The sequence below is a fragment of the Streptomyces purpurascens genome (assembly GCF_045040895.1).
GTDB lineage: Bacteria > Actinomycetota > Actinomycetes > Streptomycetales > Streptomycetaceae > Streptomyces > Streptomyces purpurascens.
In genome coordinates this window covers 826,135-838,933 of the sequence record NZ_CP108341.1, presented here as the reverse complement: position 1 = coordinate 838,933, position 12,799 = coordinate 826,135, and the positions used below count along the sequence as shown (strand labels likewise).

10 protein-coding genes and 1 pseudogene are annotated in these 12,799 nt (G+C 70.7%); 4 read left to right on the top strand and 7 right to left on the bottom strand.

Features of this window, described 5'->3' with window-relative positions; genetic code table 11:
* Nucleotides 1–3 precede the first annotated feature (3 nt).
* The 3 genes from OHU35_RS03825 to OHU35_RS03815 all read right to left on the bottom strand — a co-directional run bounded on the left by OHU35_RS03825 (nt 4) and on the right by OHU35_RS03815 (nt 4,218).
* Nucleotides 4–1,590, bottom strand: a complete 1,587-nt coding sequence (locus OHU35_RS03825; protein WP_405504629.1) for a Na+/H+ antiporter — start codon at nt 1,588–1,590, stop codon at nt 4–6.
* A gap of 34 nt (nt 1,591–1,624) precedes the next feature.
* Entirely contained in the window at nt 1,625–2,692 is a 1,068-nt protein-coding gene (locus tag OHU35_RS03820; RefSeq protein ID WP_405504628.1) for an NAD(P)-dependent alcohol dehydrogenase, read from the bottom strand.
* 125 nt (nt 2,693–2,817) lie between these two features.
* Complete coding sequence (locus OHU35_RS03815) at nt 2,818–4,218, bottom strand: MFS transporter (RefSeq protein ID WP_372498794.1); 1,401 nt, start codon at nt 4,216–4,218, stop codon at nt 2,818–2,820.
* Nucleotides 4,219–4,432: 214 nt separating this feature from the next.
* On the opposite strand from OHU35_RS03815, the pseudogene OHU35_RS03810 reads away from it, so the two are divergent.
* Nucleotides 4,433–5,290, top strand: a pseudogene (locus tag OHU35_RS03810) (helix-turn-helix transcriptional regulator).
* A gap of 314 nt (nt 5,291–5,604) precedes the next feature.
* Here the strand turns inward: OHU35_RS03810 and OHU35_RS03805 are convergent.
* The 4 genes from OHU35_RS03805 to OHU35_RS03790 form a co-directional block, all read right to left on the bottom strand.
* Nucleotides 5,605–6,573 carry an aldo/keto reductase gene (locus OHU35_RS03805; RefSeq protein WP_405504626.1) on the bottom strand — a complete coding sequence of 323 codons (969 nt, stop codon included), beginning with the start codon at nt 6,571–6,573 and terminating at the stop codon, nt 5,605–5,607.
* Between the two features lie 335 nt (nt 6,574–6,908).
* Nucleotides 6,909–7,154, bottom strand: coding sequence for a non-oxidative hydroxyarylic acid decarboxylases subunit D (locus tag OHU35_RS03800; protein WP_189730639.1), 246 nt, complete (start codon nt 7,152–7,154; stop codon nt 6,909–6,911).
* Nucleotides 7,155–7,188: 34 nt separating this feature from the next.
* Complete coding sequence (locus tag OHU35_RS03795) at nt 7,189–8,613, bottom strand: non-oxidative hydroxyarylic acid decarboxylases subunit C (RefSeq protein ID WP_405504624.1); 1,425 nt, start codon at nt 8,611–8,613, stop codon at nt 7,189–7,191.
* 55 nt (nt 8,614–8,668) lie between these two features.
* Nucleotides 8,669–9,259 (bottom strand): non-oxidative hydroxyarylic acid decarboxylases subunit B, encoded by a 591-nt coding sequence (locus tag OHU35_RS03790; RefSeq protein WP_229873505.1) that lies wholly within the window; start codon nt 9,257–9,259, stop codon nt 8,669–8,671.
* Between the two features lie 128 nt (nt 9,260–9,387).
* On the opposite strand from OHU35_RS03790, the gene OHU35_RS03785 reads away from it, so the two are divergent.
* The 3 genes from OHU35_RS03785 (at nt 9,388) to OHU35_RS03775 (ending at nt 12,771) form a co-directional block, all read left to right on the top strand.
* Nucleotides 9,388–10,305: an AraC family transcriptional regulator gene (locus OHU35_RS03785; RefSeq protein WP_405504621.1), complete on the top strand. Its 918-nt coding sequence runs from the start codon at nt 9,388–9,390 to the stop codon at nt 10,303–10,305.
* A gap of 508 nt (nt 10,306–10,813) precedes the next feature.
* A complete protein-coding gene (locus tag OHU35_RS03780; protein ID WP_189730647.1) occupies nt 10,814–11,434 on the top strand; it encodes a hypothetical protein in 621 nt (206 codons plus the stop codon).
* Complete coding sequence (locus tag OHU35_RS03775; protein WP_405504619.1) at nt 11,431–12,771, top strand: copper resistance protein CopC; 1,341 nt, start codon at nt 11,431–11,433, stop codon at nt 12,769–12,771. Before OHU35_RS03780 ends, OHU35_RS03775 begins: the two co-directional genes overlap by 4 nt.
* Nucleotides 12,772–12,799 lie beyond the last annotated feature (28 nt).

Sequence of the window (12,799 nt, the reverse complement as noted above, 5' to 3'; positions counted from 1 at the left end):
CGGTCACTCGGCCGACCGCTGCCGGGACAGGCGTACCTCCTCGATGTCGAGGCGTCGCTGAACCTGGCGCAGCACGGTGTCGTCGATCTCGTGCTCGTCGCGCAGCCGCAGGACGACGGTGCGTTTGCGGGCGAGCAGTTCCAGGCGCAGCGCGGTGTAGTGCCGGTCGTGGCGCAGCACTTCCTCGTCGTCGGCCTCGCCGCCGCTCGCCCGGAGGACCTGCAGGTGGGCTTCGTACTCCTGCCGCATGCGGTCCGCGACCGCGGGGTCGGTGCCGAGTTCCGCGGCGACCCGCGGCAGTGCCTCGAGGGCTTCCTCGGTGGCGGTGGTCTCCGCGAGGAACCGCTCCTCCTCGACCGACTGGTCGCGGGGCAGCCGGGCCCAGCGGACCACACCGGGGAGCAGCAGGCCCTGCACCACCAGCGTCGTGACGATGACGCCCGAGGTGACGAAGACGATCGTGTCGCGGTCGGGGAACGCCGCGCCCGAGTCGAGTGAGGTGGGCACCGCGAGTGCCAACGCCAACGACACCGCGCCGCGGAAGCCGGACATCGCGCTCAGCACGCGCGGCCGGTAGCCCATGCGACGCAGTCGCTGCTGGGGCCGGCGGTCCAGTAGACGGATCAGGTACGGGACCGTGAACAGGAAGGCGAAGCGCGCCCCCACAACGACCGCGGAGACGGCTCCGACGGCGATCAGGGCCTGGGCGAGTCCGGTGGCGTCGAGACCGCGCACGGCTGTCTGGGCCTGCACGCCCACCAGGACGAACAAGGCGCCGTTGAGCAGGAACGTGGCCAGCGACCAGAACTCCTCCGCCTGCCGGCGCGTCGCGGCCCCCACCATGCGCGGCCCCGCTTGGCTCATGATCAGCCCGGCCACCACCACAGCCAGCACCCCGGAGGCGTGGACCAGTTCGGCCAGCAGGAAAGCGGTGAACGGAGTCAGGATGGTCGCCACGTTGCCCAGCAGCGGGTTGTCGAAGACACGGCGCGCTCGGATCCCGAGCCACGCGGTCAGTGCTCCGGCCGCGGCACCACCGAGGTAGGAGACCAGGAACAGCCAGGTGACGTGCGGGACGGTGAAGTGCTCCTCGCCGACCGTGATTCCGACGGCGAGACCATAGACGACCAGCGCGGTGCCGTCGTTGACGAGGCTCTCGGCACGCAGCAGGGTGACGTTGCGGCGCGGCAAAGCGCGGGCGAGCACGCCCACGGCGGTCGCGTCGGTCGGCGCCACGGCCGCGCCGAGCACCCATGCAGGGCCCCACGGCAGGCCCAGCGCGTGGGCGACCGCGGCCACGGCCGCGGCGGTGGCGATCACCAAGGTGGTGCTGAGCAGGACGATGCCGCGCAGGTCCCGGCGGATCTCCCGCAGCGAAGTGGTCAGGCTCTCCCAGTACAGCAGCACCGGCAGGAAGAGCAGCAGGACCACCTCGGGCGGCAGCTCCATCTCACGCAGCGAGGGGATGAAGCCCAGCAGCGCCCCGATGACGAGCAGCAGCACGGGCGGCGCGACGCGCAGCCGGTGCCCGATGCCCTCCCCGACCAGCAGGGCCAGGCCCAGGACCACGACGACTTCGAGGCCGAGCACGGTGTGTCTCCTGTCGGTTCAGGAAGGGAGCGGTTCAGGAATCGAGATCGTCGGCGAAGTGCAGCGTCGAGGTGTCGATGACGAAGCGGTAGCGGACGTCGGAGGCGAGGACGCGGTCGTACGCCTCGTTGATCTTCTCGGCCGGGATGACCTCGACCTCGGCGCCGATGCCGTGCTCACCGGCGAAGTCGAGCATCTCCTGGGTCTCCGGCAGACCACCGATGAGCGAACCGGCGAACGAGCGCCCCTTCATCAGCAGCGAGAAGACGTTGAGCGACAGCGGCTCGGCCGGGGCGCCGACGTTGACCAGGGCGCCGTCCACGGCCAGCAGGCCGAGGTAGGAGTCGAGTTCGAGCTTCGCGCTGACCGTGTTGATGATGAGGTCGAAGGTGCCGGCCAGCGTCTCGAAGGTCTCCGGGTCGCTGGTGGCGTAGTAGTGGTCGGCTCCGAGCCGTTTGCCGTCGTCCTGCTTCTTCAGCGACTGCGACAGCACGGTGACCTCGGCGCCCAGGGCGTGGGCGAACTTCACGGCCATGTGGCCGAGCCCGCCGAAGCCGACGACGGCGACCTTCTTGCCGGGGCCGGCGCCGAAGTGCCTGAGTGGCGAGTACGTGGTGATGCCCGCGCACAGCAGCGGGGCCACGTTGGCCAGGTCGACGTTGTCGGGCAGCTTCAGGACGAAGTCCTCGTCCACCGTCATGCGGGTGGCGTAGCCGCCCTGGGTGCCCCGGCCGTACTTGTCCGTGTCGCCGAAGGTCAGGGTGCCACCGCCCTGGGTGCAGTACTGCTCACGGCCGGCCTCGCAGTATGCGCACTCGCGGCAGGAGCCGACCAGGCAGCCGACGCCGACCTTGTCGCCGACGGCGTACTTGGTGACCTCGGAGCCGACCTCGGCGACCAGGCCGGCGATCTCGTGACCGGGCACGACCGGATAGAGCTGCTCGCCCCACTCGCTGCGGGCGTGGTGGATGTCGGAGTGGCAGATGCCGCAGTACTTGATGTCGATGAGGACGTCACGCGGGCCGACTTCGCGCCGCTCGATCGTCGTCGGGGTGAGCGGTTCGGTCGCGGACGTGGCGGCGTACGCGTTTGCGGTGAACACAGTTCTCCTGTGGGGATTCGGGTGTTTCGGATGCCCGGGCTGCCGGGGCCCGGCTGCCGGGGTCTGTGGGGGCCGGTGTCTCAGCGGGCGGGGGTGGTGCTCCTTGCGCGACGCTCAGCGGACGGTCACTGCTGCGGGGCGGGCCTGAGCAGCAGGCCGGCCGCGGTGGTCAGGAGGAGCAGGCAGGCGGCTGTCAGCAGACTGGTGCGCAGTCCGTGCAAGAACGTCGCGTGCTGGGTCGCCAGGGCGCCGAACACGGCCACGGCCAGGGCTCCGCCGACCTGGCGGGCGGTGTTCAGGACGCCGCTGGCGGTGCCCGCGCGTTCGGCCGGGACGCGGTCGAGCAGTTGGGACGTCACCGCCGGGATGGCGAGGCCGCCGCCCGTACCGACCGGGATCATCAGCATCACCGTCAGCCACGTGGGCGCCGACGCCCGCGGCACACAGAGCAGCACGAGGCCCGTGGCCATGACGAGTTGCCCGGTGATGACGGGCATGCGCGGACCGAACGTCCGGGCGCACCAGGCAGCCGTGGGGCTGACGAAGGCGGTCAGCAGCGTCATCGGCAGGAAGGCGAGCCCGGTGGCCAGCGGCGACAGCCCGTGCTCCTGCTGCAGGTACAGGCTGAGCAGGAAGATCATGCCGTAGAAGCCCACGTTGAGCGCGAAACCGATCGATGCCGAGATCGCCATCGTGCGCTCGCGGAGCAGCTGCAGCGGCACCATCGGGTGCCGGCCACGGGCCTGCGCGATCAGGAAGACCGCACCCGCGGCCACGGCGCCCAGCAGCGCCACCAGGACCCGCGGAGCGGTCAGTCCGACAGCGCCGGCCTCGATCGCTGCGTACGTCAGGCCGCCCATGGCCGCCACCGCGGCGATCTGCCCGGTCCAGTCGAACGGAGTGTCCGCCCGGCGGGGCGAACGCGTTGTCCGGGTGAGGAGGAACAGAGCCAGCAGGCCCACCGGCAGATTGACGAAGAAGATCGTCCGCCAGCTGATCTCGCTCAGCACGCCACCCAGCACCGGCCCGGCCGCGGCGCCCACCGAGCCGCCCATCGCCCACAGGGAGATCGCCCGCGCCCGCCGCGCGGAGTCGGGGAACGCCTCGCGGATCAGGGCCAACGAGGCCGGAACGATCACCGCGGCTCCCGCTCCCTGCACCAGCCGCGCGATGACCAGCACACCCAGGTTCGGTGCGAAGCCGCAGGCCGCCGAGGCGGCGGTGAACACGATGAGCCCGGCCCCGAACGCCTGACGCGCGCCGATCCGGTCGGTCACGGATCCCGCCGACAGCAACAGTGCGGCGAACAACAGGGTGTAGCCGTCGACCACCCACTGCAGGCCGGTGATGCCGCTGTCGAAATCACGGCCGATCTCGGGCAGGGCGACGTTGACGATCAGGGCGTCGAGCGTGATCACGAAGAAGCCGAGCAGCGCGGCCGCCAGCGCCCAGCGGGCACCGGTACCGCTCGCGCGGCCCGGGTGCGTGCGGGGCGATCGCCAGGTGGACACGACGGGACTGGACACGGGTTTCTCCTGTGAGCGAGGTGGTTGGTGCGGCGACTCCCAGCCTGCTCGCCACGCGCTACGGGCGGCAGGCCGCGTTGTGCCGGGGAGCGGTGTTCCAGGGTGTGACAGGGCCCCTCATGGTCTGTTCGTCCTGGTCACAGACGGGTCACAGGCGAGCTGCCACACTGGGGCAAAGGCACGTGAGCAGCAGGGCGGTGGCACCGGCACGGAACTGGGGCGTTTTCTGCGCGCCCACCGCACCCGGGTGACCCCGGAGGAGGCGGGTGTTCCGGTCGGGCCCGGTCTGCGCCGAACCCCAGGACTGCGACGCGAGGAACTGGCCACCCTGGCCGGGGTCAGCATCGACTACTACGCGCGTCTGGAGCGCGGCAAGGAGACCAACCCCAGCGCCTCCGTCGTCGACGCCCTCGCGCGTCCTGAAACTGGACGCGGCGGAGCACGGACATCTGCGCGACCTTGTCGCCTGCGGCGCCCGCAGCGCCGTCGCGGAGCCCCCGGGCGAGCTCAGCCGCACCGTTCGTCCCGGAGTCCAGCTGATGCTGGACAACCTGCGGCCCTGCCCACCTACGTGGTCAGCCGGACGATGGACATCATCGCCTGCAACCCGAGCGGGCTGAGGCTGTTCGCCGGCATGGGCGACTGGCCCGCGAACGAACGCAACGTGGTGCGCTACGTCTTCCTCCACCCGCAGGCCCAGAAGCTCTTCGACGACTGGGACGAGCAGATCCGGGCCTGCGTGGGCCGGTTGCGCGCCCTGGCCGGGATCGAGCCCCACGCACCCGACCTGGTCCGGCTGGTCGGTGAACTCCACGCCAAGAGCCCGGAGTTCACCGATCTGTGGGAGCGCTACGACGTGCGCTGGCACACCCACGGCAGCAAGACCTTCCACCATCCCGAGGTCGGTGACATCACCCCCGGCTACCAGTCGATGCAGATCGAGGGCACTCCGGGCCAGAGATTCGTGACCTACTTCGCCGAACCCGGCAGCTCCGACCACGACAAGCTGGCCCTGCTGGACATGACGAGTCCTCAGGACACCTCGGTGAGCAGCCCCCTCAGCGGCGACTGAACGACGGTACGAGGGCCTCGGCACAGCGGCGGCGGCGACGTCATCTCGGTGGGCGGCCGCGGTGTCGATCAGGAGGTCGCCGTCCTGGAGGGCGGCCTCGACGGCGGGGACGGTCTCCTCGGGGGTGATCGGTCAGGGCTGGATGAGAGTCTTCAGCGCGGTGCGGTCGGCCATCGACCGGTAGCCGTCCGGGATGTCGTCGACGCCGACGGGTCGCTCTCCACACGGACGTCACCGGCGCCGTACATCAATGCTGCTCGCATGCGCTCTTCCCTCTTCCTGATGGCGAGTTGACGGCGTGTCTGTGGGTGGGGTCAGAAGTAGCGGCCGCCTGTCGGCACGGGCAGCGCGTCCAGCTCGGCAAGGTCGGCCGCGGTCAGCTCGACGTCCGACGCGCCGGCGTTGTCGCGCAGGTACCTCGAGGTCTTGGTGCCGGGGATGGGGACCACGTACTCGCCCTGGGCCATTACCCAGGCCAGCGCCACCTGCGCGGGGGTCGCGTCAAGGCGATCGGCGATCTGCCGGACCTTGTCGGCGATGGCGAGGTTCTGCCGGAGCGCGTCCTGCTGGAAGCGGGCCAGCCCCCGCCGGAAGTCGTCCTGCGGCAGGTCGTCGAAGGACGAGAAACGGCCCGTCAGGAAGCCCTTGCCGAGCGGTGAGTACGGCACGAAGGCGATGCCCTGCTCCTTGCAGTAGGGCAGCACTTCCTCCGTCCAGTCCCGGGTCCACAGCGACAGCTCCGACTGCACCGCCGTGATCGGGTGGACCGACTGGGCCCGCCTGATCTGCTCGACGGTCACCTCGGACAGCCCGATCGCACGGGCCTTCCCAGCGGCGACCGCCTCGGCCAGAGCGCCGACGCTGTCCTCGATCGGCACCTCCGGGTCGACGCGGTGCAGGTAGTACAGGTCGACGTGGTCGGTGCCGAGGCGCCCCAGACTCTCGTCGATCGAGCGGCGGATGTGGTCGGGGCTGCCCTTCGGCACCGCACGCGGTGAGCCCGCCGAGCCCTGGTGGACCATGCCGACCTTGGTGGCCAGCACCGCCCGCTCACGACGGCCGCCGGCCAGCGCGCGGCCGACCAACTCCTCGTTCGTGCAGGGCCCGTACACGTCCGCGGTGTCGAGGAACGTCATCCCCAGGTCGAGTGCCTGGTCGATCACCGCGATGGACGCGTCCTCGTCCCGCCTGCTGCTCATGTCGTAGCCGTACGACATACCCATGCAGCCCAGGCCGACGACACCGACCTCCGGTCCCTTGCTGCCGAGCGTCGTGGTGCGCATGTGCCTACCTCCGGGTTGGCGGTTCAGCGGGTGCCGCTGAGCGTCTGGGCGTGTTCGGCGTCGCTGACCTTCTCCAGCCAGGTCGTTCCGGGGCTGCCGTCGCCCCGGCCCTCCCAGAGCAACCGGCGATGTGATCACAGGCGGGGGAGTTGATCTTCAGCCTCTTCCAGCCTGATGGCCCCGGGCGTTCGGTGGCAGGCCGCGCTGTGCCGGGGAGTGGCGTTCCGGGGTGTGACGGGGCCCCCATGGCTCTCCCGCACGGGTCAGGGCGCCCGCGGACCGGTCGGCAGGAAGAGTGAGCGAGGGGCACGGCGAACGTGCCGAGAGCCTGAAGCTCAGGCTGTCCTCAGCGGCGGGACGCTGGGCACCTCGGGAGCGTTGTGGAGGTCCTCGACGGTCATCCGGAACTGCTCGGGGTAGGCGTCGCGCTGAGTGCGGCGGGCAGGCTCGCTCGTGCGCCAGGTGTACAGGCACTGCCGGCACTGCAGGACGTCCCAGACGCCCGGGACGGGCGAGGTGAAGACCTGTTCGACGCTCTGGTAGGCGCAGCGGGGGCAGATGACGGCGGTCGTGTCGGCCATGGCCGGTGTCCTTTCCGGGTGTTGGCGGTGGCGGTCAGCGGCCGGCGGAGAGCCGCTGCAGCCGGGTGAGCCACTCGGCGGTCTCGGGCAGGTCATGGACCTGGGTGCTGTAGTTGCCGCGGCGGTCGGGCTCGACCGGGGTGGTGGCGTCGATGACGAGCTTGTCGACGATGCCGGGGGACTGCGCCTGCGGGGCCAGCTCCAGCACGGACAGGTTGGGGATGGTGATCAGGTCGCCGGACGGGTTCATCTTGGTGGACAGCGCCCACATGACCTGCGGAAGGTTGAAGGGATCGACGTCCTCGTCGACCACGATGACGGTGGCGGCGTAGCCGAGGCCGTGCGAGGTGGTGAGCACGCGCGTGCCGACGGCCTTGGCGAAGCCGCCGTAGCGCTTCTTCGTCGAGACGATCGCGACCAGCCCGTGGGTGTACATCGCGTTGACGGCCCGCACCTCCGGGAAGTCCTTCTTGAGCTGCTGGTACAGCGGCACGCAGGTGTTGGCGGCTATCAGGTAGTCGACCTCGGTCCACGGCATGCCGAGGTAGAGGTGCTCGAAGATCGGGTTCGTACGGTAGGAGATCCGGTCGACGCGGATGACGGTCATGCTGCGGCCGCCGGAGTAGTGGCCGGTGAACTCGCCGAAGGGGCCCTCCAGCTCCCGCTTGCGGCCCTCGATCACGCCCTCGATGACGACCTCCGAGCCCCACGGCACGGGCAGCCCGGTGAGCGGGGCCTCGGCGATCGGCGCCGGGGTGCCGCGCAGCGCGCCGGCCAGCTCGTACTCGTTCTCGTCGTACTCCATGGGAGTCGACGCCACGATGGAGATCACCGGGTCGTTGCCGATGGTGATGGCGACGGGGAGGTCCTCGCCGGTCTCCTCGGCCTTGCGCAGGTGCTGGGCGATGTCGTGCATGGGCACGGGCTGCAGGGCGAGCTTGCGCTTGCCCTTGACCTGGATGCGATAGATGCCGACGTTCTGCTTGCCGGAGTGCTCGGGGTCCTCGGGGTCCTTCGAGACGACCGCGGCCTTGTCGATGTAGAAGCCGCCGTCGCCGTCGTTGAGCCGGATCAACGGCAGCACCTGGAAGATGTCGACGTCGTCGCCCTCCTGGGTGTTCTGGGCCCACGGCGGGTTGTCCCGCCGTTCGGGGGCGACGGGGAACTCCTCCCAGCGGCGGATGAACTCCTCGACCTGCTCCTTGGTGCCGGTCCCCTTGGGCAGGTCGAGGGCGAGGGCATGGTTGGCCCATGAGCCGTGCACGTTCATCGCGATCCGGGCGTCGGTGAAGCCCTTCACGTTGTCGAAGTACAGGGCCGGGGCCGCATCGCCCAGGCGTGGGGCGGCGTTGGCGGCGGCGGCGATGTCGGGCTCGGGGTTCACCTCCTCGGCGATGTGAAGCAGCTGGCCCTCCTTGTCGAGGGTCTCCAGGAAGGAACGCAGGTCGTCATAGGCCATGGTGAAGAAGTCCTTGTCTACGGCGGTGTGGGGGTTGGCGGAGGCGAGGGGGCGTTCAGACCGCGGTCCTGAGGGTGCGGGCGGCGCGCATGCCCTCCCAGCGCTTGGCGGCGGGCGCGGGCAGTTCGAATTGGTCGAGGACGCGGGCGGTGATGTGGTCGACGATGTCCTCGACGGAGGCCGGACGGTTGTAGAAGGCGGGCATGGGCGGCACCATCTGCGCGCCGAGCCGGGTCAGGGCGAGCATGTTCTCCAGGTGGATCTCGCTCAGCGGGGTCTCCCGCGGGACGAGCACGAGCCTTCGGCGTTCCTTGAGGACCACGTCGGCGGCGCGGCCCACCAAGCCCTCGGCGTAGCCGGCCCGGATGCCGGCCAGCGTCTTCATGGAGCAGGGCACGATCACCATGCCATCGGTCGTGAAGGACCCCGAGGAGATGGTGGCGCCCTGGTCCTCGGGAGGGTGCGTGACGTCGGCCAGCGCGCTGATCTCGGCGACGGAGAGCCCGGTCTCCAGCTCGATGGTGGTGCGCGCCCAGCGGGAGAGCACCAGGTGGGTCTCCACCTCGGGCAGTTCGCGCAGGTTCTCCAACAGCCGGACGCCGAATACGGCACCCGTCGCTCCCGTCATTCCCACGATCAATCGCACAGCGGTCAGCTCCCTCGATCCGATCGGCGACGGCGACCACATCCCTCATTTTCGGTCACCGCTCTGCTCCGACAACTCCCAAGCTAGGGGTGGATCTCAGGTAGCGACCCGTATGCTGGCGACGCGCTATGAACAGAAACGGACACGATGACGTCACCGACCTTCCGTTCCGGTCCTCCGCCGGAGCCCCACCGGGAGCGGAGGTGCTGGACTTCGCCGGGCTGCTCGGCCGGGCGCGCGGCCACGGAGTCGACCCCTTCGCCCCCCTGCGCCCCACCTTCCACCACCTGATCACGGTGCGCTCCGGTACGTTGCGCTGCTCGCTGGACTTCACCGACCACACGCTGTCCGAGGGTGACTGGCTCTGGGCGCGGCCCGGCCAGATCCTTCAGTTCGGCGCCGACCTCGCCGAAGCCCGAGGCACCGTCGTGCTGTTCCCGTCCGGCTTCCTGGGCGGCACCACGGTCGAGGCCGCCCGCGTCGACCAGCAGACCCCGCCGCAGCCGCTCGTTCCCCGGGACGAGGGCCGGCGCCAGGCCCTCCGGCGCGTCATGGACCTGCTGGAGAGCGAGTACCGCCGACTCGCCGAACTGCCACTGGAAGTGCACATCGAGGTGGTCAGGCACCTGCTCGCCGTCCTCGTGCTGCGCCTGGCCCACCTGCACGGCGCCCAGGACGGTGACGAGGTGGGGAGCGAGGCCTACCGGCGCTTCCGGCAGGCCGTGGAGCGGGACTTCACCCGCAGCCACCGGGTGGAGGACTACGCCCGGCAGTTGGGCTACAGCGTGCGCACCCTCACGCGGGCGGCCAGAGCCGCGACCGGGTCCGGCGCCAAGCGCCTGATCGACGACCGGGTGCTCCTGGAGGCCAAGCGCCTGCTGGTGCACACCGACCTGTCCACCGCCGCCGTCGGCGAGCGGGTCGGCCTCCCCGGCGCCACGGCCTTCACCCGCTTTTTCCGGCAGCGGGCGGGGGAGACTCCGGCGGCTTTCCGCACCCGAGCACGGGGCGGCACGCTGCCTCAGCGGAGGTCGGCGCTTTATTGACCGGCAGGCCGCAGGCTCTTCTCCTGGAAGGCGACGACCGACCGCCGGCCGACGCGCGTCGTCACCGGCGGCCCGGGAACGGACGGGTGTGCCGGGGTCCTGTGCAGGCCATGGGGCTGGCGGCCGCGAACATCCGTGGCGGCTTCTGCGCGAGCGGGGCTTACGGCCGCCACGGCCGCGACCAGGGCCACGGCTGTGGCACCCGCCGTCAACTGCGGCAGGCCGAGAGTCGGATGTCCGAGTCAGGAAAAGCGCGAGTGATGACGCGTATGACTTCGCGGTGATTCGGTGAAGAATAAAATGCCCTGCCTGTTCGAATTCACGCACCCTTCCATTCCTTCACCGAATGCAATGCGCGGATTAGGGCGGGGAGGTCCGACCTCACAGACCACCCCCAGCTCAATGTGAGGCAATGAAACCGCCGATTAACTGACGCGTAGTCGTCGGGAATCGTTGTTTCTGATCCACTCCTCGGCACTGCGGTTCACGCACAGCCTCTGGAGGGCCCATGTCCTTGTTTGCCAGGGCGTCCTGGCCGGGAGACCATCGCGACGAACTCGTCGCCGGAACGCTCGTCGCGGCGGTGATCGTCGTCCTCGGGTACGCCTCCGGCATCGGCGCGCCGACCCCCACGACGGTCGACACCGCCGCACCTCCGGCTGCCGGGACACCGGCCCCGTCCGAGTCGTCCGGCCCTGCCGACGGCTCCGGGGCCGGTGAATCCGGGGCGGCGGCCGGATACCCGGGGGCCGGTTCGGTGGGCGGCTCCTGGACCGGTGGTGGTGACGCCGGAATCCCGATCATCGCCGACACGCCGTCCACGGCCGGGCATGAGGGCCACGGTACGGGCGGGACAGGCACCGGACACGGTCCAACGCCCGCGCCTTCCGCCTCCGCGACGGATTCCCCCTCGCCCACCCCCTCGGACACCTGCGACGAGGGCGAAGTGCATCTCGTCCAGCCCTTGTTGAGCGGCACCCTCACACAGGTGACCGGTCTGCTGGACGGCGGCCTGACCGGGATCGCCGCGCCGTCGTCGTCCCCTTCGCCGTCGTCGTCCCCCTCGCCGGACGGCCCGTGCGTCGGCGTGGCCGCCTCGCCCTCGGTCCTGACGGGGGTGCTTCCGTGACAAGCCGTCGCCTGCCCCGTCTCCTCACCGTCCCGGCCGCTCTCGCCGCCGTGCTGCTCGCCGCGCCCGCCGCGTCAGCGCACACCGAACTGGAGTCGTCCTCCCCGAAGGCCGGCTCCCGGCTCGCCCATACGCCCGCGACCGTACGGCTCGTCTTCAGCGAGCCCGTCGACCTCGCCGACGTCCGTGTCACCGCCGGCGGCCGGCAGTTGTCCGTGGCCCGGGCCGCGCACGGCGACAGCAAGGGGAACGCCGTCGAGGTGGCCGTACCGAAGGCCGCCGATCACGACCGCTTGACTCTCTCTTGGCATGTCCTTGACATAGAGGACGGGCATGCGACATCCGGCACCCTGTCCTTCCCCCTCACCGCGAAGGCGAAGGCCGCCGGCGCGGCCGAATCCGACGACACACAGGCCGCCCCGCAGGACGCCGAGGCGGTGCGCACTGCCTGGGTGGCCACCCGGTGGGTCGGGTATCTCGCCCTCGCCCTCTACGTCGGCGGAATCGCGTTTCTCGCGCTGCTCTGGCCTCAGGGTGCCCATGACCGCCGCACCCGCCGCATCCTCACGCTCTCCTGGACCGCCGGCCTCGCGGCGAGCCTCCTCGCCCCCGGCCTGCAGGGGGCGTACGGAGCGATGGGCACCTTCGACGACGTACTCCGACCATCCACCTACACCGCCCTGTTGACCACCGAGGTCGGCATCGTGGCCGCCTGCCGAGTGCTCCTGTGGGTGCTCGCGGCCATCGTCCTGGCCGCGCTGCTGCAAGGTGGCGAGCGGGCCGCACGGTCGCCGGGCTGGCGGGTCGGCGCCCTCGCGGTCGGCCTCGGGCTGCTGCGCACCACAGGCATGACCGGCCACAACGCCGAGGGCACGCATCCCGGTTGGGGTGAGGTCGCGGACCTGGTCCATCTGCTCGGCGTCTCGCTCTGGCTGGGCGGGCTGACACTCCTGCTGCTGGGCGTGCTGCCGAGGCGACGCCCGGAGGAGCTGTCGGCGACGGTGTCCGGCTACTCCGTTCTGGCCGGGGTGTCGGTCGCGGCCATCGCGCTGGCCGGGGCGGTGCTGACCTGGCAGGTGGTCGGCTCGTTCGACGCGCTCGTCGGCACCGGCTACGGCCGGCTGCTCCTGATCAAACTCGCCGTACTGGCCGCCGTTCTGCTGATCGCCCAACGCAGCCGCGGCTGGGTCAGGACCCGGCTCGACATCGCCGTACTCCTGCGTGGCGACCGCGCCACCCTACGGCCCTTCGTCTACTCGGTCGCTGCCGAGACGGGGCTCGTCCTCGTCGTCCTGGCCGCGACGAGTCTGCTGGTCACGTCCGCCCCAGGCCGCTGACCGGCGCCCCTCCCACCCCTCTCACCTC